Raw genomic sequence first — 21750 nt, 5'->3', positions numbered from 1 at the left:
GGCCCCACTTGTCCGACTCGCCTGGGAATTGCTGGCCTCCGCGCAATGAAACCGAACGAACCGCCTCCTGCCGTCCCACTGTTTCGAGTTCTTCAACCCCTTGCCAGTAGCCCCAGGCTCAAGGCCGACGGGACCGATCATGGATGGAAATGACTCAAAACGAGCCAATGGAGCGCGATCCCGGCAAAGCGTCATGGCCGCCGCTTGACGTGCAGCGGCCATGACGCTCGTCGGGGCACTAGTTGCTAGGGGTTGACCGGGGTGCCGTTTGCGCCAGCCACGCCGTTTTGGCCGAGCAACCCACCGAATCCGGCGGCACCGCCCTGACCATTGGCCTGCTGGAAGAAGTAACCGGAGCCGCCTTGACCGCCGTTGGCCCCGTTGCCTGTGAGGAACCCGCCGACACCGCCGGCGCCTCCGGCCCCCGGAAAACCGGAGTAGGTGCTGCCGGTGAGGAAACCACCGCCGTTCCCGGCGGCGCCACCCTTGCCCCCTTGGCCGAATAGCGCGCCGCCGTTGCCGCCGGTGCCGCCGGCGCCGCCGGCGCCGCCGATGGAGCTGCCGCCGACGAAGGTGCTGCCGTAACCGCCGGCGCCACCGGGGCCGCCTCGACCGAACAGCAGGCCGGCCCCACCGCCGGCACCGCCGGCACCGCCGTACCCGCCGACGCTGCTGCTGGGGGCGCCGAGGGCGCCCGCGCCACCGGCGCCACCCGGGCCGCCGTCGCCGATCAGCAGGCCGGCATTGCCGCCGGCGCCCCCTGCGCCGCCGAGGACGAAGCTGCCGGATCCACTGAGACCGCCGATGCCGCCAGTACCGCCATTGCCCATCAGGAAGCCACCGGCACCACCGGCACCACCGGCACCACCGGCCTGACCGGCGACGCCCGCCGCCGCACCGGCTCCGCCCGCGCCGCCGTTGCCGATCAAGCCCCCGGCACCGCCGGCCAAACCGGCCGCCCCGGGGGTGGCGCCGGCCGCGCCGGCCCCACCGTCGCCGAACAAGAACCCGCCATCATGGAGGCTGCCGAACAATCCGGTTTGGCCGAGCAAAGAGGTGTTCGGACCGGTGGCCCCGTTGACGCCATTGCCGATCAGATCGCGCCCAAACACGGCAACGAACGGAGCGTTGACCGGCCCGTCCACTGCCTGACCGATCGGGCTGGCTATCCACGCCTCGCCGGCGGTGTGGATCCCGTTGTAGAAACCGGTCGTGGCTGAATAACCTATCTGATTGAAGATGGCAACGGGACCCTGATTAGTGACGGCCGCGCTCACGTTGCCGATATTCGCGGCGGCGGCACTCGTGTTGATGCTGTTAGTTATGCCTTGGAGGGCGGCCGAATGAAGCCCTTCCAGCGTGACCGCACCCCCACTAATGCTATTGGCTGCAGCCGCGTTGAGCCCACCCAGATTGAGAGCGGCAGTGCTGGCATTGATGCTGTTAGTGATGCTTTGCAGGGCAGCCGAATGAAGCCCTTCCAGCGTGACCGCACCCCCACTAACGCTATTGGCTGCAGCCGCGTTGAGCCCACCCAGATTGAGAGCGGCAGTGCTGGCATTGATGCTGCTGGTGATGCTTTGCAGGGCAGCCGAATGAAGGCCACCGAGGGCGGCCGTACCCGCGGAAATGCCACCGATAGCGGCCGCGCCCGCGTTGATGCCCTGGGCAGCCCCGTTATTGATGGCCCCCATGATGGGGCCGATAACCGGATTGATAATCATGTCGAGCACGCCGGCATGGGCTGAAGGCGCGGCGATGACCGGGGCCATCGCCGCGGTGAGAAAAGCGCCGGCGGCGGTGCCGAGGCCGACTGCACGGCCGCGGCGATCCGCCTTCGCGTTGCGGCGATTCCGCCTCATGCTGTGCTGCTTACGCTTCATCTGTGCGCCTTCCTGTCACGACAACTATGACGATGAATGAGAAACCTACCTGAGAAGAATCTAAGTAATGCGGGTTTCAGTGGGCAGCCGCGGATCCGGGTTGGGATCACCAAGGCCCGCAATGCTGACAACGACGAAAATGGCTGGCATTCCAGCGGCACTCCGCATTTCAGCAAATGCACTGGCGCGTCAGAGTCTTTCAATGCGAAATTACAGTCTCGGACGCAATCGGAACGCCTTGGCCCGGACCGGTAGTTAGCTATGAGGTGACTACGCTGCTGGTCCATGCGTGCTGGCGGTGGCAATCGTGGTGTCGCTGTCAAGGCCGCTTGCGGACCGCGTGCCTTACACCCATTGCCGCAGCACGTCGATCGTCATCGAACCGGTGCATCGTTGATTCACGCGATATCGCCGCGCGGCCGTCTGCCGCCTCCGAACTTCGACCGCTCGCCAGACGATGCTCGTCCAAGGCGCTTCGGTTCGACGGCTTCCCTGCAACAACTCGAGCGGTTCTTTCGTGATCTGCGCCTTCGTGACGACGCCGATATACGGCAGTGATTGCCGCTGGTTGTTCGCTATTCTCTTGGTGACAGAACATGCCGAAGAGTGCTCAACGAGCACGGCCTGCGTCGGTTGACTCAACACTTTCCCTACGCAGAGCCGCGCAGCCATACCCAGAAAGGGGATTGGGAAGCGGCGTCGCCACACAGATACCGCGCCCGAACTATCAATGCCCGATGCAGAGTCCGACAACACGTCGTCCGATAGCGAGCCGCACGAAGCATCGGGCCACACCGATAGCGATTCCCTCCAACTGTCGGGCGACAGTGACAATCAGGCGCCACACGTGTCGGAAGACGCTGACGGTGAATCGAACGACGGCGATCGTGAACCGCTCGAACCATCAGACGACAGCGATAGTGAATCGGCCAAAGAACCGCACGCCGACAGCGCGAGACGCAGACCGTCGAGCGGCAGGATGCTCTCGGCCTACGGCATCGTCTCGACCCTCCTCGGGGTGTTGCTGCTTGCCGCGGTCGTCGGTTGCCTGGTTCTCTGGTCGTCGCATCGCAGCGATGTCGACGAGCACCACTACCAGATTCGGGCAAAAAAAGCCGCCGCCGAGTGGGCGCTGGTGCTCATGAACATGAACAACAACAACCTCGATGCGAGCCTGCGGCGCCTGCGCGACGGAACGGCCGGTCAGCTCAAGGCCGGTTTCGACGCCACCATGCAGCCGTACCGGGAAGCGGTGCAGCAGCTGCCCTCGTATCGGTCCACCCAGATCGAGTCGGTGGTCATCCAATCGGTGCACCACGATTTGGGCGACATCGGCACGTTTCCCACTGCGGCGCCCGAGCCGGCGGCTGCCAAAGTCGGCAGCCGCACCGACACCATCCAGGTGGCGGCCACATCGGTCAGCGGAAGCCCCGGCACTAAACCGCAAGCACTGTACTGGAACCTGCTGGTCGACGTCTCCGATGTCGACGACAACTTGCTGATCTCGGGGTTGAGGGTCCTGCGATGAGAAAGTTGACGAGCGTGGTCGACCCGAAGTCCCTGAGACTCCTGGGAAACCGAACATTTTTGATAAGCCTCTGGCGAGTGCTCGCCTTCGACATCGCCGCTCCCCTGGCCACGATCGCCGCGCTGCTGATGATCGGCGTCGCTCTTCGCTGGCCGCTGTGGTGGGTCTCGACATGCTCGATCCTCGCGCTCTTGATCACCGCGGGCATGCTCGTCAATTTTGTCCTTTTCCGACGCAATTCGGTCACCTTCGGCACCAACGACAACAGCCCCAGGCTGCGGCTGGCCGTGATTGCCGTGGCTGCGACGGCCGCGCTGGCGGCCTTTGGGGTTGGCTATACCCGCTGGACGGTGCCGGACCGTGATCTCAAACGCGACTCGTCCGAGGTGATGCACGTCGCCACCGCCATGGCCGAGAACGCATCGACGTTCTCCCCACAGACCCCGACAGGGTCGCTCGACCGCGCCACCGCGATGATGGTGCCCGACCGCGTTATTGCGTTCACAGAGCTGTACAACAAGTCCACCTCCGCGCTGGCGCAAGGCCTGATCACGGCAGAGGCGAGGACGCTTTCGGCCGGCGTGGAAGCCCTCACGCCGTCAGCGGCGAGCGTCGTGGTAATTATGCGCGGCACCCGGACTAGGGCGGATGCTCCACCGGTATATGAGGTGATCGCCTTCCGCGTGGAACTAACAAAAGAAAGCGGCCGGTGGTTGGTCCTCGACTTGGCGCCGATTCATCGTTGACGCATAGGCACCCGTGAGCATGAGAGGTTCTTCTTCGCCGTCGCCGTCGTATCACGGCGCGGTGGGTAGGTTGGCTTCATGTTGAGGGTAGTGTTCGTGATCGCATCCATATGCGCGCTCGCCGGCTGCTCTTCGGGTGTCAATGCCTCTTCGTCGAAGGCGGACATCAGCAAGGTGACCGAAGTCAAGTCGACTTTTGGAGCCGAGTTCACAATCAACGACATCGCAAAACGCGCTATCGACCCCAAGTTTCTCTCTGCGAACAAGCTGCCCACGGGTCTCGTATTCGATCCCCCCGAATGCGCAAAAGTAGCGATCGGGCCCGAGATGCCCGCGGGCTTGAAAGGCACCATGGCCGGTGTTTCCGCCGAGGGCAACGGCAACCGGCTCCTCGTTGTCGCGATGGAGACCTCCCAGCCGCTGCCGTCCAATGAAACCGGACATCACTGCAGCACGGTGGCCTTCACCGGGCCGCACATGAAGGGAGGCCTCGAGGCGGTCGACGCACCCAAGATCGACGGGACAAAGACGCTCGGAGAGAGGCGTGTGATGCAGACCGACGCACCCGAGGGCGCTCGTTCCATCGAGGCCTACCGCTATTCGGCTCAATTCGGCGACTATGAGGTTGTTGTGATCGCCAGTCCGACGATGAGTCCCGACCAGCCGGCCGCGCCCGTCGATATTCAACGCGCGCGCGACCTGCTGGTCAAGGGCGTGGCCGCGATCCGGGGTTAACCTGGAGCGGTCTGGCCCATCACGTGGGTCAGGCGCGGGTAGCGGATCGGAGGGGCTGTCGATCAGCCGTAGACAATGTGTGTCGCGGCCGGAGTGCGCTCGAACCGTGGCTCCGAACGCCCGTTCATGGGCGGGCCCGAAGGCCGGGGCCTTGAAGCGCCCGGTTCACGGGCAGTCATCTCTTCCCGGGCCCAACTTTCGGCCCAATCCCATACCGACGTCAACGCCGACCCAAGCTGGGCGCCTGCGGTGGTCAGCTCCCATCTTTTGGTCGGGTTCTTGACGATTACGCCTGCAGCCAACAACTGCCGAAGCCGTTCGGAAAGCACACTCGATGAGCAGTTGTCCATGCGGTGGCGCAGGTCCAAGAACCGCAGTGGGCCGGGCTCAAGCTCCCAAACGACCCGCAGTATCCATCGCTGGCCCAATAACTCCATCGCAGCGCGCACCTGCGCGGTTGACGGAGTCGCATTCCGGCGAGAGCGACGTTCGATCTGGTTATGGGCGTATACCGCGGCGCTGACACCAAGGCTGCGTGTCAACGGCCATCTCCGATGATCCGCACCGAGCCATTCGCGATCCTCGACAAGGCATTCCTTTATCTAGTAGAGGTGGCTACGTTTAATCACTCCGCGGAACTCCTCGATGATCCAATCATCCGGGACCATCGGCCAAGAAACCTGCAGTCTCGTGACGGAAACATTGCCGTCGGGCGCACTGAGCGCCACTTCCTACAGCCAGACCGGTTCGAAGCACGAGACCTCGTGGCCACGACTTCTTTGAATCACGCTTCTTCATTTGTATCACGCTTCGGCGTCGGGCTGCGCCGTCCGCACTGAGTCAAGGTCGAATCTATCTGATCGGCTTTGTGGTGGTGGCATAAACGAAATCAGCGACTATAAAGACCGTGAGATGAGTGGAGCGAGTCGCCCCGCGCCATTGTGGCGAGCTGGCCTTGTCACGCTTTCGCCAGTGGCGATCACCAAGGGGGTCAACAACGATGGCGGTCGCATTGGCTCCATAGGTCGTGAGCCTAGTGGTTAGGCATACGTAACGTTGGCCGCTGCAGCGGCCAACGTTGGAAGCATTTCAATCCGAAAATAACTGCGGGTCCAGCTAAAGCGCTCTCATCAGCCAATTTCGGCGGACGTCTCTCCGCGCACCGGAACTAAACCGTCACTCGGTAGTAGCGCGGCATTCGCGACCTGCTCGTCGAGGCGGCGGCGACCCCAAGCTGAGGTCCAGGCCACAGGCCTAGCGCACGTTGCATGATGGGAACGCATGCTCGACGCCGTCAGCTCTGGGCAAGAGCGTGTCTCGCAATTAGGCGCCGGTGCGAACCATCGATCGACCCCCACGGCCAGCCACTTCCATCTGGTTGTCGATGTGCCACCGCCGCACGGTAGCCCGTCGATGTCATCGGCCCGGGCGCGGCCTCGCGGGCCAGCACCCTAGAGGGGCTTGAACCGGTCCATTACCTGGGAGTTGTTCAGGGGCTGACTGATTCGTCGACAGCTGTCACCCATAGCGATCATCTGCTGCCGCGTCATTTGGTTTAGGTAGTGTTCGCGAATGTGCCCCGCGTAGGTTTTCGTGGCGGGTTGAAGCCGCAATCGCCCCTCGCGTGTGACGGTGGCAATCACTCCTCGCTTGTCTCTTGTGCTGCGACTGCGACGAACGAGACCCTCTGATTCCATGCGGCGGATCTGCTGCGTCATTCGGCTGGGCCCAACCGCCAAAGCTTCGGCAAGGTCGCCCATCCGAGCTGAGCCGCCGTTCGAGCGAGCCAGCATATCCAGCACCAGAAAGTCAAACAGCCCGAGCCGGTGCACCTTCATGAGTTGTCGGTCCAAAGTCTCGAGCAGGAGCGCCGACGATTCCAGAAACGCTTGCCAGCATCGCTGCTCCGTATCATCGAATCCTGGAAGGCGATTGATCGGCGGTTCTGGACCCGTCTCTTCCACGGCGGGGGACGGTATCCAACAAAATCGTCGCGTAGGCGATGAAACGACGTAAGCTTCAACGATTGTCATGGATCCACCAGCCGAGAATGACTGCCGGCAACTCCGGAGGAGGCACTTTTGCGCTGTTCATAGCCCTCCCGACTCCGCCCCAGAAAACTGTCAGTCTGAAACATCTGGTTCAAGGTGAAAATTACTTGTTGGTAGCTTTCTAGAACGCGTTCCACACGACGCTCCGCATAGCCATTGTCTAGCTCGTTCTAGGATCACGCGCTGTTCAACGGCGTACAGGGATTATTTCGGAATTAGCTGAATGCCTCGATAGTGCGACACGATCTAGCCCGTTCGAATCACTGCACAGCGGTCTAATGTGTGAGAATTAGCTGCGTAAGACCTACCGCGAGGCGTTCGGATTCTCCCGCAAACTGACAAAGCATTAGCTCGGTATCCAAGGACGGGCTCCGCTATCTTGAAGAGCGGATTATTAGGTCCCAGAGGGGCAGGGCCAATCCGGTCACCGCATTCAAATGTGTACTGGCGAAAAGGATTTCGCTCGAGTAAAGACTCCCAGAGGTGTCCCTTGACCGGTGGGGCCCGCTCCTGAGTGATTGATCGATGCTTTGACCGCAGGGATTATATTGGGCGCCTTGCGGTATAGGGCGCGCCGGGCGTTGGATTCCACACTATTCAGAAGAGGCGAGTGCCGCCGTCAGGCGCAAAGGCCCGCAGAGTGACAGTACTTCGCGCCACGGCATTTCGGACTGTTTGGCCCCCAATCAACTAGGGTCGTCATAACCTTGCATTGGAACGAAATATGCTGTGACACATGGCAAGTGTGATATGCTTGATGATGAGCGTCAAAATCGTTCTGGCCGTGGCGAATTCAGTCGCAGATTTCAGCTAGGCGGATATGAGATACCCTCGTCAAGCCCAGCGTTCGTCGCGGCCAGGCACACAGAAGCGCCATATCTTCGTTAGCTGGCGGAAAGACGAAAGTCCTCGCTCGTAATCGGTGGCGGTATCCTTCGAGCCAAAGATCGCTTGCTCCCGAACATTTCCTACCTCCCCTACAGCCGCACCTACCCGCGCCGACTGCGAACCGCCGCCGCGACATGACGCGATGACGCGGACTTACTGCGAGGCGACCTACTTGCCATCGTCGACGCTAACCTACCGGTTGGTCGGAACGCGAGGATGTAATCTCTCATGGGCGCCTTCGTCGTCCGAAGCCGAAACAGCTAGCAATGCCACAGCGTGAAAGCTGGCGGGACAATAGTTGTCGCCGCAGGCAACTCGTTTCGCGCAGGCCATTCTCGTCAAGCCGATGGGCCTTGCCGCACATCCGGTGGAAACACGGGTGCGGCACGGCTAGCTCTGGATAAGAGCCAGTCTCGCGGCGTGGGCAGCCCCTCAAATCTGCCACGGCCGTATCGCAGAATGTGGATTTCATCGACCGGCACGCTTTGTCGAGGACCGCCGCCTACAGGAGCTTAAACCTGTCCATTACCTGGGAATTGTTCAGCGGGTGGTTGATCCGCCGGCAGCTGTCACCCATGGCGATCATCTTCTGGCGTGACATCTGATCAAGGTAATGCGCGCGAACATGTCTCGCATATGTTCTGGTCGCGGGCTGGAGCCGCGCGCGGCCCTCACGGGTGATCGTCGCGATCACTCCGCGTTTGTCTTTGGTGCTGCGGCTGCGATGCACGAGACCCTCCGATTCTAGGCGGCGAATCTGCTGGGTCATCCGGCTGGGCCCGACCGCGAGAGCCTCCGCCAGATCGCCCATCCGAGCCGAACCGCTGCCGTTCGCCCGGGCGAGCATCGAGAGCACGAGGAAGTCGAACAACCTGAGCTTGTGAATCTTTACAAGTTGGCGATCTAACGTTTCCAGCAGGAGCGCCGACGATTCCAGGAACGCCTGCCAGCACCGCTGCTCTATATCGTCGAGTCCCGGCAGACATATTCTTGGCGGTTCAGGACCCGTCTCTTCCACAGCGGGCGACGGTATCCACGAAGATTGCCGCGCTGTAGATGAAACGACTTCCGCCTCAACGATTGTCATGTATCCACCGTTGGGGCGGACGCCAGGGACTGAAGAAGAGGCAATTTTGCACTGCTCATAGGACTCCCCGACCCTGCCCAGAAAACTGTCAGTTTGAAGTATCTGGTTCAAGGCGAAAATTACTTGTTGGTCAATTTTTGGAACGCGTTCCACACGCTCTACGTATAGCCACGTCCTCGTGTTTCTCAGCATAACTCGCAGCTCACAAGTAGTACAGGGGGTATTCTAAAATTAGCTGACCTCGTCAGTGGTGTAACACGATCTAGTGCGTTTCTGCATTGTCGGAATTCGTAGCTTGCGTCGCACCTGTAATACGAGGGATTTAGCTAGCGTAAGAACGCGACGCGCCACCCTGGCACTGTTCTTGCGGACAGAGCCCGCAAACATGACCGCCCCTACGGATCAGTTTATGGGACCTGCGGAGGCAATGGTCAGCGCGGCGGATCAGATGGGCCCACCCGCCCTTGTCGGCAAAATTACTGAGGGGTAAGACTTTTCGCTCAGCCGGTGGCGTGGCGACGTACCCCGATCAATACGGGCACTATTGAACATCTGCGGAACACCGCTGTTTTCACTCCCATACGGATTACATTGCGATACTTGGTCTCTGGCCTGAGCCCAGCCCTCCCGACCGCCACGTCAATTGAGCGCTCAAACTCACGTATGCGCGACAGCAAATCAAGGAATTCCTTTCAGCCCCGTCGGTTTGGGTTGTCGAGTCCAAACGATTAAGAGCCCAGGTACGCTCATGGTGAGGTGAAATCTGTTGTGATACGGACAAAGCAGCGCTAGTTTCCGTGCATCTAGAGTCAAAACCGTACTGGCCCTTAGCCGTTAAGCTTTGGCGTCGACGACAACGAGGCACGGGACGGGACGTTGACAGCATTGATCGCTGCAACGTCCGGCGGTACATGCAGATTTTCGTTAGCTCGCCGGAGAGTCAGGTTGACCGTGCCGACCGTTGTAGCAGCAAGTCGAACAACTGCGCACACGCTATTTCAACATTTGCTGGCATCCTTACAGGCTGACGCTGCCAGGCCGACCGCGAACTGACTTAACCCTCACGTGGCGCTGGCCGTGCCCAGTGGGCGGCAGGAGTTAACGGGTGTCAAGCCAATGTACTTCGGCCGGGCGACCGGTGGTCATCATCGCCTGAGCGCGGGTGCGGCCGCCGATGTTTCGAATGTCGGCACCCCGGCGGGCGGCATTCGCCGAGGCGTTAGGCTCCGGGGAACAAGCTGTGGACAACCTTCGCGGCCATGCCATCGCCTTCGCCGTCAATCTGCAACCCAATGTGCAAGATTAGACAATTCTGAGCATCAGCTGTGTCGGACCATCGTCGTTGACCTACCAGTTGGTTGAACACAAGAATGAGCGGCGCCAATCCGTCCTTCGCTTACACCTTTTGGTGAGACCTGGCTCACGCTACCTTACAGCTGGGGTAGCCGCCGATGGCAGCGGCTCGTCATGAAAGGCCTTGAGCTGCAGCCTCGCTGATCGGGGTCGACCTGCCGCCGCGTAATCGCGTGAACGGTCAGGCATCTGGCAGTCTGGACGGCAGAATGATCGCTCAGCCCTCAGTGGTAGTGCCCACTACCTCGTGCTCCGTCGGACGACAATGTCTGGGCCCGCCGCTGGAAGTTGACGAAAACCTGGGTGGTATTGCGGAGCCCTGGTGGCGCCGGCCAGGTCGACGGCACCGATAGGCCGCCCAATGACATGGCATGCGCCATCCGTGCTGAGACGGGTGATCCCCACGAGTATTGCTGGCGGTCCGCCCGGCCGACTAGCAGGCGTTCGTCGCAAACCTTGAGCTGAGCGCGACGGTTGACGAGCGAATCGCGAGTACCGCTCAGCGCTGCACCGTCCGCCTCACAGATCCGAGACGCCTGCGCCAGTGTGCTGATCGGGTACATCGCCAAGCGCTCCGCCGCGCTGGCGGTGCTGACCGCCTCGGCGGCGCGCTCACTGTCCGGGGCGGTGCCCGATGGGCCTGACGGGCCGGAATGCCCCGGCTTGGCCTCGCGTGCAGTGAGCGAACTTAGCGCCCAGCGCCTCTCAGTGCTTGAATTCGTAAGCGGTGCCATGCCGGTTCCTGCAGCCGTCGCATCCGTGGAATCCGTCGCGGCTGCCCTCTTGCCGTATGCCGACATCCTGACCGCATCGCGCCACGCCGTCATGTACCCATTCAACGTGGCCGCGTCCTGGGCCCACATCTCGAGATAGTGCGCCTCCGTTGCGGCTACGGCTAACGCATCCTGGCCTAACACATTCGTTGTTGCCAATTTCCTAAACCATGCACGATTAGCTTCAATCACGGGCGGTGGCACCGTCATCGCGAACGCCGTCTCCAACGCATCCGCCGCGGTCGCAGCCTTGGCGGCAACGTCCGCAACCTGCGCGGCAGTCGCGTTGAGCCACGACGCGTATTGGGCGATGGCACCGGCGATCTCGAGTACCGACGGCCCGGGCCAATTGGCGATCAATGCCGAGATCGCCGGCACAAGGGAACCGGCAGCCGAACACAAACCCGCCGCCAGGACATCCCACGCGGACGCGGCGAGACTCAACTGCCCCGAGCCGCGGGCGGTATGGACGAGTTCCGTGTTGAACTCCGGGGGAAAGAACGAGAAACTCACGGCGCCCGACTTCTAAGCAGTCGCTACCGCGTTGACAGACTCGGTCACTGATACCAAAACATCGCGGCGAGCGGACTGCCCAGCTTGGAGCATCACGTGCCAGCCCCCGATCCGTACCGCGCGATCGCAATGTCAGGCGCTCGTTCAATCCGATCCCTGTCACGTCTAATCATTGATACCGGGTCAGCCAGCCCCGGATGCCCAAGCCCAAACCGGCGCGCGACCACAGCTGTTAGGCAGCTTTCCCGCCGTGCCGCGGCACCGCGGGAAAGCTGCCGGGTACTGCCGCCAGCACGGGCAAGGTATACCAACCAGCCGCAACGCCCCTGCGTCACCGGTCGGAGAGAAGGCGCCAACGGCAACGAAGCTTCGTTCCGCGCCTTGCGCAACGAACCAACGGGCAGCAACACCAGTGTCTTCACCTAACCCCCACTGATGACTGGCGAACATCCGTTGGCGCGTGTCGTATGATACCGAAGGCGCACAAAAAAATTGATTCCCAGATGACCGAAGTGATCAAGCGGCCCGACGGTGCCCACACTCGGCAAACGTGGATATCTGGAATTATCATGCGAGAACGACATCCGCCGTCGAGCAGCGAACTCTCCCGCAAGCCGTTGAGTTTCAAGGTGAAATTACCGTTCAGTAGCCTGAGCGGGTTGGCGCGGCTGACAGCCTGCAGCACACATGGATTCTTGCGGACTGGGCCGGAAGTGGTTGGCATCGTGCGAATGCGGGCAAGCGATTGGAGCCCGGATGTCAATTAGGCGGGCATCGTATGTAGGAGATGGAGCCCACGCCGCGCCTCCAACTGTTCGATCAGCGTTGGCTGAACAGCACTTTCAGAGGACGGTCAATGCTCCGCGGCCCACAGCGCAAGGCAATTGCGATGGGCTGTGGCCGACCTCCGGTGCTGCCGACAACCACGCCGGCGGTATCGACAACGCCCCCATCGTGAGCGCCCGCGCCATCTGCGCGGAGACGTCCGCAACCCACGCCGTCGGCTGGTCGCTCCCCCTTTCCGCCCGCGACCCAGAGACGTAGTCGACGAGCCGACCAAAACCGTTGAACAGCCCGTTACCTTTGGCGCTCAGCTCCGCTGCGCCGGTCGGGGACATCCGTGCCGCCTGCACCAACATGCCGATGGGGTACATCGCCAACCCCTCCGAAGCGCTGGCCGCATCGCTCGGCCCGCCGCCCGGCGAACGCGGCGATGCGGCACCCCCGGAGGGCAACTGGCCGACGTTGTCGAGCAGCCACCCCTCTGCCAGCAGCGAGCCTAGGGCCCAACGTATTTCGGTCACCCTACTGGCGAAGATCGCCGACAGGCAGTCATCGGCGGCAGTGGTGGTTGAAGTCGTCGAGTACGTGGTCGCCAGCGCGGGCTTCGACGATAACGATGTCTTGACCTCACTGTGGAACGCCGTTACGTACCCGTTCATCGTCACCGCATCCTGAGCCCACATTTCCAGGTAGTGAGCCTCTGTGACGGCAATCGCGTGAGCGTTCTGCCCCAGCAGATTGTGCGTTGCCAGCGTCGCGAGCCAGGACCGATTGGCCGCGATCACTAGCGGCGGAACCGCCATGCCGAACACCGTCTTGGAGGTCTTTTCGGCAGCCTTGGCGTTGGCGCAGGCGCCGGCCGCCTGCGCCGCCAACACGGTCATGCGCGACGCGTAATGCGCTGCTGCACCTGCCATCCAAATCCCCGCCGGACCGGGCCAGTTTGTAATCAGTCCCGCGAACGTCGCCTTAAACGAAACCGCGATCAAATGGAATCCCGTCGCGAAGCACTCCCACTCTGACGCTGCGGCACCCAGCTTTTCCCAGCCAGGAGCGCTGTAGATCAGCGCGGAATTCACCTCTGGCGGAAGAACCGACAAGTTCACCATTGCAGTCTGTTACCCAGCCGTGCCGGCCGATTCAGGCCGCGCATCCAAGAGCACGTCTGCGCCAGGCCCCCTCCGACCGGGCTGTAGTACCGGCGCCGCCGCCACGTAGTGGGCCGCGATCGAAAAGCAGATGCTGGACAAGGCCTTGGCGGTCACACTCGACGGTCCTGAATCGTCAGCCGGAAACGTCACGCCCCAACCTCGCGGGGTAAACCCCGTCGAGCTGCGTGGCTGCCGATCGCCGCGCCGCGGCTCCATTCAATCCCCCTCCCGGACAACATGGTCCGTCGCTAGTACCGATGATGCGCACCAAGCTCACGTTGATGACATCTCCGCAATTGATGTACGGGCAGCTTTCCCGTGAGGGTGGGGCCCCGCGGGAAAGCTGCCCGTCTGCCGCCGGCAAGGAAAGGGAATTTTGGACCAGCAGCAGCCCTCGCGAGTCACCGGTATGCTCAGCCGGCACCGGTAACTCCCTCCGAGTCACCGGTGAGCCTCGACCATCGACCGGTCCGGGCTCCCTTTCATGGTGTTGAGCAACGAAATTAGAGGTGAAGCACTAGCCGCATCTGCAGTCCTCCGAGAAAAACCTGATAGCCATGATCTGACGTGTGTGGAACAGTACCGAAGAGGCGGCCGAGGAACGATGCTGTTTCGAGGAAATTGACGAAACCGCTCGCGACTTTCCAGTACTGGCAATGCCCTTGGCATACATAATTACTGGACAAGGTTCTGCACTTAGCGGCTTAGCAAATCCTTGCAGCAGCTGGCAAACTTCAACCTGAAACTACCCGCGAGTAGCGCTCATGTGTGCTTCAGGACCGAAAGGGCTGCCACTCAACGAGATTCGCAGCCCATGCCGATGCCGTACATCGTGCGATATATTGGGGTCGCCTTCTTCCGTCTGGTATCCAGATGACGTCCGCCATAGACGATAGTCAGGTACGTAGTCGAGGTTATTTTGTCGATGAAGCGGGAAGGAGTCAGGGTGAAGCGGCTCATTGCGGGGTTTGCAGTCGTCGGATCGACGTTGACATTTGCGCCCGCTCCCGTGTGCTTGGCGGCCACCAACACCGCCACCACCCTGTTTCCCTTGGACGGCGCCAACCAGCTGGAGACCCACGCCTTCCTCGATTGCTATAAAGCTGACGGCCACTGCGACTTCACCGTCGGGGCCGATGTGCGCACCCCCGACGGTGCGACCGGCTTCCCGCCCGGCCTGTGGGCGCGCCAGACCACCGAAGCCCGATCACCAAACCGGATGGCCTATTTGGACGCGCACGCCAACGGCCAGTTCGAGCGAGTCAACAAGGCATTGGGTTCCGACGAGATCACCACCGTGTACTTCGGTGAAGGTCCGCCCGACAAGTACCAGACAACCGGGCGCATCGACTCGGCCGACTGGTCGACGGGCCAGCCCAAGACCGATGTCAACGTCATCGTCTGCACCCACATCCAGGTCGTCTACCCCGGCGTCAACACCACCTCACCGAGCACTTGCGCACAGACCACTTTCTCGTAGGGTGGCCGAGGGGACTATCTCGCTAACGGTGTTTCCGGCGGTTTTCATCAGTAGGTTTCGGCTGCCGGGAATCGGTCGCCGAAGGTGATCGCGAACGCATTCAGGGCAGGTTTCCACCGCATCATCCATCGTGCCCTGCCGGCACCGGTTGGGTCCAGTGATCTGGTAACCAGGTAGAGGCACTTGAGCGCGGCCTGCTCGGAGGGGAAGTGTCCGCGGGCCTTGATCGCGCGGCGGTAGCGGGCGTTGAGGGATTCGATCGCATTGGTGCTACAGATGACGCGGCGGATCTCCAGGTCATAATCCAGGAACGGGATGAACTCGTCCCAGGCGTTGTCCCATAGGCGGATCACCGCCGGGTAGCGCTGCCCCCATTTCTCGGCCAGCTCGTCGAACGCCTTGCGGGCCGCGGTAGCGTTGACTGCGGTGTAGATCGGTTTGACATCACGCTTGATCTCATCCCAGTACTTACGGGAGGTGAGCCGAAAAGTGTTGCGCAGCAAGTGGATGATGCAGACTCCCACTGTCAACCTTTCAGTCCGTGGCGTGCTCGACCGCCGCGTCTGACCAGGTTTGCGACGGCGCGGAATGGCAAAGCGTTTGGTTGGTTAGGCCACGGTCATGCGGTGATGAATGGCCGGATCGTAGGTGATGTGGTCAGTCCAGCAGCGCCACAGAATCCGCACCCAGCGGGCGCCGAGACCGCGCAACGCGCGGTGGTGGGGCTGGCCGGCCGCGCGTGCGCGTTGGTAAATGTCAGCTGACCAGGGATCTTCACGGACGGCGACGAACATCCACCAGTCGATGGCATGTCGCATCCGCCGGTTGGCGGCGTAGCGGAACCTCACCTGGCGAGTGCGCCCGGATGCCTTGGTGACCGGAGCCAGCCCGGAGTCGGCTAGCAGCGACGGCGGTGAGGGGAAGCGTTGTCTGGCTTCGCCCATCTCGGAGATCAACACTGCTGCGATGACGGGTCCGATACCGGGGAAACTCGTGAAGATCGGGGTGTCTGGGTGAGCGGCGAGCAGTTCATCTAGGCGCTTGTCATGGATGCGCAGATGGGCATTGAGTAGGGTGAGTTGTTCTGTGAATGCTTTGGCCGCCAGTGCTTTTCCGGCGACCGTGCCGTCACTTGCCGAGAGCAAGTGCGGATGCATCCGGTCAACGAGCGACTCGGCCTTCTGGCGACCGCTGTAGCCGTGACGGCTCGTGAATGCGCCCATCCGTGCCGCACTGATTCTGCTCGCCTGTGCCGGGGTGGGGTAGGTCCGGATGAACGCCAAAGTGATGTCGCGGTCCAGTGAGGAAAACAGGTGCAACGGCGCGGGGTGGTAGGACTCCAAGATGGCGCGCAACCGATTCTCGGTGTCCACCTGCAAGTCCAGGATCCGTTGACGATCCCGGCTCACCGCGATCAGCTCCGCCAACACCGGCGACGGCATGACCAGCGGCCGCCACTGGGCATGCTGATGACGCAACGTGTCAGCCAGAACATAGGCATCGAACTCATCGGACTTCGCCGCCGCCATCCGATACCGTTCGCGCGCCCGCGCCGAGATTTTTGGTGATACACAATAGATTTCGACGTCGCAATGAAGTTGAAGGTGTTCGACGAGCAATCCCTCTGCGCGTTCGATCGCGATGCGCACCGAACCGGGCAGCGCCGCGATCATCGCGACAAGAGCGCTCAGACCCTCGACGGTATGCGCGATTCTGCGGCTGAGCAGCTGCTGACCATCGTCATCCAGGACACAGACGTGATGGAAACGTCCGCCCCAGTCGATGCCGCACCAAAACCTGGCGTGTAAATCGCTCGGACTATCCTGATTCATTGCAGTCAGATCCCTTCGACCTTGAAGGTTCACGCTGCAATTGCGAGGCCCGCCCGGAACCTCATCTCGGCACTCACCGCTGATACCGGTGGTGCTGCTCTCGCTGGCCGGTCCGAGCCCCGCAGCCACCACGGGCGGACGGGTCTGCATGTGGACCTCGAAGGTGACGCGTTTGCATAGGTCCTGCCCGTGGTGGTGCAGGTGAACGCCGAGACCATCCCGGCCCACCCATTGTCGATAGATGAGGTTTGAACGATGGCCTGTGGCCAGATCGCGGCAATGGATTCGGGCAGCCCGGTCAGCCCGTCACAACAGACGAACAACGCGTCACGACACCCGCGATTGCGTAGATCGGTCAGCACGCTCATCCAGAACTTCGCACCCTCCCCACCGGTGCCGGCCCACAAGCCGAGGATGTCGCGTTCCCCGGCCAAAGTGACCCCGATGGCGGCGTAGAACGGGCGGTTGGCGACCTGGCCGTCGCGGACCTTGACCACGATCGCGTCGATGAAGATGGCTGCGTAGGTTTCATCCAGGGGCCGCACCGACCAATCATTCATCTCCTCGATCACCTTGTCGGTGATGCGGCTGATCGTCTCCTTGGAGACCGACGCCCCGTAAATTTCGGCGAAATGCGCTGAAATCTCCCCGGTAGTAAGACCTTTGGCGTACAACGACAAGACCACCTCGTCCACCCCAGACAGTCGGCGTTGGCGCTTCTTGACAATCTGGGGCTCGAACGTCGATGCCCGATCGCGCGGCACATCGAGTTCGACCGGGCCAGTGGTGTCGGTCAGCACCGTCTTGGTGCGGGTGCCGTTGCGGATGTTGCCCGAGCCCGCCTCGGGCGGGTCGTGTTTCTCATAGCCCAGGTGCTCGGTCATCTCCTCGTTGAGCGCGGTTTCGAGCACCGTCTTGGTCAACTGCTTGAGCAGCCCATCGGGCCCGGTCAGCGACAGGCCCTGTTCTTGGGCCAGTCGGACCAGCTCGACCGCGGCCTTCTGCTCTGCGGACTGCTCAGCCGCCTTCTTCTTCGCCACATCTTCCAGTGTCGTCATCACGGCACCTTTCTCGCCGAGCATCGCTCAGCGTGTCAGTGCCGGAAACACCGTTATTTCCACAGTCCCCAGCTGCTGCACCTGCCCGCTAGCCGCGAGGCCGACGTGGTCGCCGAAGCCATGATCGCCAAGATCCAAGCCCTTCCTCAGAATCTGTGGAAAACGCTGACCTGGGATCAGGGCCACGAAATGGCGGCCCACGCCCGTATCAGCATCGCCGCCGGGATCGATATCTACTTCTGTGACCCACATTCGCCGTGGCAGCGCGGCAGTAACGAAAACACAAACGGCCCTCTGCGGCAATACTTTCCAAAGGGCACTGACCTTTCGGTGCACTCGGCTGCCCATCTTGACGAGGTTGCCATCGAGCTCAACAACCGGCCCCGGAAACGCTTCGACTGGGACAGCCCCGCCAAAGTCCTCGATCGGCTACTGTCAACCGCGTCAGAAGCCACTGTTGCAAGCAAACCTTGAAACCGCCCGAGTAACGGCCTGCAGCAGTACAGGTTCAACGAAACGACCGGTACCCGGGCACTTCCTCAGCGCTGCAAATGAAAACATTTGCGGTAGGTGGGATCGCACGCGGCGCGACCGATACCTGTTGCCGCAGTGCATGTTTGAAGCCCCAGCGCAAGAGATTCCACTTGTAGAATTCTTTGCAAAATGTAATAACGTTCTCGTTGGCCGCATCTGGCTAGGTAATGTTCACGCGTTATACCGACGCCCCCACTGATTACCAGGATTCCGCATGAGGATACGTATATGACGTCCGGCTTGTTGGCCTGTAGCGCCTGGATGCCAGCTGTCCGCAGACAGCGGCCTCGGCGTAGGTTTGAATGGCTGCGCGCTGCCGCGGCATCAACGGTTGCCGTTGTTTCCGACATGTTGGCAACGCGCTCGCACCGGCGGTGACGGATCCACTTCGCGCCCGGCAAGCGAGATTTCATCTGGTTCGCCTGGGACAGCTGGCCATCGACGATGACTTTGTGTTCCTCTTGACCTTCGTCGATCGGTCCGAGCAGGCCACCGCGAAGCGTGCTTTCGTCAATGCCCACCTGACAATGACAAACACCGGCACAGAACCGAAGGTGTTTTCGGCGGCCGATCAAAAGCTCAAGGTCGAAGGCGTCGTCTTCCACGTCGATAACGGTGCGGCATTATCGACAGCGCTGGCCGGCGGGGTCACCGTCTTCCCCGGTGCGCGCGTGTCGGTGGTGTTGTCGTTCGACGTGCCGGCAGACACACCCCGGTGGGGTGCGCTGGAGTTGCATGCCTCGGCCGCATCGCCGGGCGTCGGCGTCGCATTTCCACGACAAATTAGCGAGACCGAGATTCGCGCGCAACGGCGTTCGGCGGATTCTTGGGGCTTCGGAGATTGATCACCAGATGCAGGAGCCGTGCGTGTCACCGAGCACATCGCGACGAAGGCACAGTTCGTCTTCCTCTGGACGCGGCGGCACAGTCATCTTGCTTTTGGCGTCGGCGATCTGCGCGTCGGCATGGCCGTGGTGGTGTGGCACGTACATTGCCGTCCACATGGGCGCTGGCAACCCATCCACCGCGCGATCAGTCGTCGGGTGGGTGTTCGAACTGTCGTGGCTTGCGTTCCTAACCGTGGCAGTCGTCGGTTGGGTCGTCCCCAAATCTGGCCCCAGCGCGTCGAACTCGACAACCGACGTCGCAGAAAGGCGGGCGCCTCTCGGCGTCCAGCCGCGTCGTCGTCACCCAAGAATTCCCTGCGCACGTCTCACTCGCAGCGTCACTGCATACCCGGCGGCACAGGCGACCTTCACCGTTGTAGATCTGGAAACGACCGGGCTTGATCCCGACATTGACCGCATCGTTGAGATCGGACTCGTCAAGTTCTCGGCCGACGGACGAACAATCGACGAGTTCGCCACGTTGGTGAACAATCCGGGCTCGAGCCGGGAAGCAATCGGCGTTCACCGTATCCTCGACAGCGATCTCGCCGGCGCGCCGCGCATCGAAGACGTGCTCCGGGAGACGTTCTCCTTCATTTCCGGGACCGTGCTCGTCGCCCACAACTTCGCCTTCGAGGAAGGCTTTTTGTCAATTGCCGCGTGGCGAGCCGGAATCCCACCGCCGGACGTCGTCGGCGTCTGCACGTTGGAGACGTGTCGGCGCCACCTCGACGGCCGTGCTTTCAGCTTGCCAGCGATGTACAAGACGGCGACTGGCGAGTGGGCACATGACAGGCACACAGCATTGGGTGACGCACGCGCGGCGAAAGAGGTTCTGCTGTGGCTCCTGCACCGAGCGCCGTCTCCTCTCTACTTCACGCAGGCACCGCGCTACGGTGCGCCTTCGCCGGTGCTCGATACCTGCCAGATCAGCTGCCGCCCCGTACCGCTCGTGCGCGCCTCAATGGCAGAGTTGCTGGCATCGTTTCCCCAGTCAACGAGAACCCGCAGAGGTGACCCGCGCGCAATCCAGAGGTACCGGCGGCTGCTCGACGACTCGGTCCACGACGGTCGGCTCACGATGCAAGAGGCCTCCGATTTGACTCGACTGGCCATCGCGACCGGCGTGACGGGCACCCGGCTTCGGCAGATTCATCGCCAGGCCTGGGACGCCACCTTCGCCGATGAGAAGGATGGGCCGTGGGCCGCTTTGACACCGCTGCGACGCCGAGAAATGTACCTAGTGGCCGAGGCGCTGGGGCTCACGGATCTCGCATCGGAAGTTAATTCGGTCATTGCCGCATGCTCCGAGCCCGAACCGTCACCCGAGGCGCGGTACCTCCGCGGGCTTCGAGTGGCAATTGCCGGCGAGGACCCCGAGGTCGTCGCGCTGCGTGAACGCGCGGAAGCTTATGGGGCCAAGCTCGCCGTGAACGTCACGAAAACCGTTCAATGGCTTGCCACAACCACACCCGAGGCGGACGATTCTCGGCATTCGTCCGCCCGCAAACTGAGCATCCCGATCCTGACACCTGCGCACGCATCAGCTCGGCTCGATGAAGCGATACGTGACGCGGAGATAAAGGCCTGCGAGCGCCAGCGGGAATTAGATGAGTTCGCCGCTAGGCGTCGCCAACGCGAGATCGAGGCTGACGCCTACTGGCGACCCGTCTGGCGAAGGTCAGAACTTGCGGGAGATGTCGGTGGGTGAGGCACCTACGAAGGTTCGTCAGGGCGAGCCGCGCACCCATTGCGACGTCTACGCCCGCGCGAAATGGCGGATACCATCCCGGCAGCCTGGTGACGTTCGCGTCGTGGGTGAATGCGGCGTCATAGATTGCGCGCATGACCCAACCGGCGGGCACCAGGCGGCGCGCCCGGCTGCTCGGCATGCTCGCCGCCAAGGCCACGACGGTGCAGGCCAAGGCCAGCGTTAGGGGCTTCTCGTCCATCGATGCCCAGCCGTCGCCGCGACAGCGGATAAGCGGCCGCAGCGCCGATCAGACCATAGGCGGCAACCGGATTCCGCAGGCTCCGGCCGCGGCCATGCCGGAGGCGAGGGGGTTGATCGTCATACCCTTACCTTTGCACTCGTCGCGGTCACAGATCCGGACGAGATTGCGCCTTAACCCCGAGATGCTGCAAAATGCAAACAATTGGCCTCCTGGGCCGCGGCGGGCAATGTTAGCCCCGGCATCTGATGCCGCAGAATATCTTTCGCGCTCGGGGCAAATCCGGCCGCCCAACCCCGGCGGCTGCCGTCGGAGCCGCCAACGCTCCCTCATGCGCCCATCCCGCTTAATCCACAGATGCTGCAAAGTGCAAATAGTTTACGCAGCGGCCGCCACAAGCAGGGTTGAGCGACGGCATCTGCTGCCGCAGAACATATTTCGCACTTGACCAACCGGTGGTTTCTCAGTGATTTGTTTGAATATTGAGAATTCTCCGACGGGCGTGCTTTACCCCAT

The 21750-nt window shown here is 61.9% G+C and carries 13 protein-coding genes and 4 pseudogenes; 7 read left to right on the top strand and 10 right to left on the bottom strand.

Going from position 1 to position 21750, the window contains the following annotated elements; all coding sequences use genetic code 11:
- Positions 1–266 precede the first annotated feature (266 nt).
- Positions 267–959: pseudogene (locus MTAB308_RS30605) on the bottom strand (PE family protein); the annotation flags it as partial.
- Positions 960–2228: 1269 nt separating this feature from the next.
- Positions 2229–2555, bottom strand: a complete 327-nt coding sequence (locus MTAB308_RS28965) for a hypothetical protein (RefSeq protein ID WP_157900972.1) — start codon at positions 2553–2555, stop codon at positions 2229–2231.
- Between the two features lie 58 nt (positions 2556–2613).
- Here MTAB308_RS28965 and MTAB308_RS19300 point away from each other — a divergent pair, with 58 nt between their 5' ends.
- From MTAB308_RS19300 to MTAB308_RS19290, 3 genes are all read left to right on the top strand, one after another.
- The gene (locus MTAB308_RS19300) at positions 2614–3411 is read left to right on the top strand and encodes a hypothetical protein (RefSeq protein ID WP_108637357.1); all 798 of its coding nucleotides are present in this window, start codon (positions 2614–2616) and stop codon (positions 3409–3411) included.
- Positions 3412–3470: 59 nt separating this feature from the next.
- Positions 3471–4157, top strand: a complete 687-nt coding sequence (locus MTAB308_RS19295; protein ID WP_077104538.1) for a hypothetical protein — start codon at positions 3471–3473, stop codon at positions 4155–4157.
- A gap of 78 nt (positions 4158–4235) precedes the next feature.
- Positions 4236–4892, top strand: coding sequence for a DUF5642 family protein (locus MTAB308_RS19290; protein WP_077101314.1), 657 nt, complete (start codon positions 4236–4238; stop codon positions 4890–4892).
- Positions 4893–4954: 62 nt separating this feature from the next.
- Here MTAB308_RS19290 and MTAB308_RS19285 read toward each other — a convergent pair whose 3' ends face one another.
- The 5 genes from MTAB308_RS19285 to MTAB308_RS19265 form a co-directional block, all read right to left on the bottom strand.
- On the bottom strand, positions 4955–5329 hold the full coding sequence (locus MTAB308_RS19285; protein ID WP_083746702.1) for a winged helix-turn-helix transcriptional regulator: 375 nt from the start codon (positions 5327–5329) through the stop codon (positions 4955–4957).
- Positions 5330–6343: 1014 nt separating this feature from the next.
- On the bottom strand, positions 6344–6856 hold the full coding sequence (locus MTAB308_RS19280) for a MarR family winged helix-turn-helix transcriptional regulator (protein ID WP_066917772.1): 513 nt from the start codon (positions 6854–6856) through the stop codon (positions 6344–6346).
- 1477 nt (positions 6857–8333) lie between these two features.
- Positions 8334–8849, bottom strand: coding sequence for a MarR family winged helix-turn-helix transcriptional regulator (locus MTAB308_RS19275; protein ID WP_066916274.1), 516 nt, complete (start codon positions 8847–8849; stop codon positions 8334–8336).
- Positions 8850–10495: 1646 nt separating this feature from the next.
- Complete coding sequence (locus MTAB308_RS19270) at positions 10496–11557, bottom strand: PPE family protein (RefSeq protein ID WP_066916276.1); 1062 nt, start codon at positions 11555–11557, stop codon at positions 10496–10498.
- Between the two features lie 842 nt (positions 11558–12399).
- A complete protein-coding gene (locus MTAB308_RS19265) occupies positions 12400–13446 on the bottom strand; it encodes a PPE family protein (RefSeq protein WP_173842207.1) in 1047 nt (348 codons plus the stop codon).
- 991 nt (positions 13447–14437) lie between these two features.
- Between MTAB308_RS19265 and MTAB308_RS19260 the strand changes: the two genes are divergently transcribed.
- Positions 14438–14971 (top strand): hypothetical protein, encoded by a 534-nt coding sequence (locus MTAB308_RS19260; RefSeq protein ID WP_066916280.1) that lies wholly within the window; start codon positions 14438–14440, stop codon positions 14969–14971.
- A 47-nt stretch (positions 14972–15018) separates the two neighbouring features.
- Here the strand turns inward: MTAB308_RS19260 and MTAB308_RS19255 are convergent.
- From MTAB308_RS19255 to MTAB308_RS19245, 3 genes and pseudogenes are all read right to left on the bottom strand, one after another.
- A pseudogene (locus MTAB308_RS19255) lies at positions 15019–15498 on the bottom strand (transposase); the annotation flags it as partial.
- 81 nt (positions 15499–15579) lie between these two features.
- On the bottom strand, positions 15580–16803 hold the full coding sequence (locus MTAB308_RS19250) for an IS110 family RNA-guided transposase (RefSeq protein WP_077101307.1): 1224 nt from the start codon (positions 16801–16803) through the stop codon (positions 15580–15582).
- A gap of 236 nt (positions 16804–17039) precedes the next feature.
- Positions 17040–17864 (bottom strand): annotated as a pseudogene (locus MTAB308_RS19245) (IS256 family transposase); the annotation flags it as partial.
- A gap of 75 nt (positions 17865–17939) precedes the next feature.
- Here MTAB308_RS19245 and MTAB308_RS19240 point away from each other — a divergent pair.
- From MTAB308_RS19240 to MTAB308_RS19230, 3 genes and pseudogenes are all read left to right on the top strand, one after another.
- Positions 17940–18335, top strand: a pseudogene (locus tag MTAB308_RS19240) (IS30 family transposase); the annotation flags it as partial.
- 362 nt (positions 18336–18697) lie between these two features.
- Entirely contained in the window at positions 18698–19240 is a 543-nt protein-coding gene (locus MTAB308_RS19235; protein ID WP_083746588.1) for a DUF4352 domain-containing protein, read from the top strand.
- Between the two features lie 157 nt (positions 19241–19397).
- Entirely contained in the window at positions 19398–20993 is a 1596-nt protein-coding gene (locus tag MTAB308_RS19230; protein WP_157900971.1) for a 3'-5' exonuclease, read from the top strand.
- The last annotated feature ends 757 nt before the right edge of the window (positions 20994–21750 follow it).

This window comes from Mycobacterium terramassiliense, assembly GCF_900157385.1.
In the GTDB taxonomy this organism is placed as follows: Bacteria; Actinomycetota; Actinomycetes; order Mycobacteriales; family Mycobacteriaceae; genus Mycobacterium; species Mycobacterium terramassiliense.
This window is presented reverse-complemented; position numbering and strand designations above follow the sequence as displayed.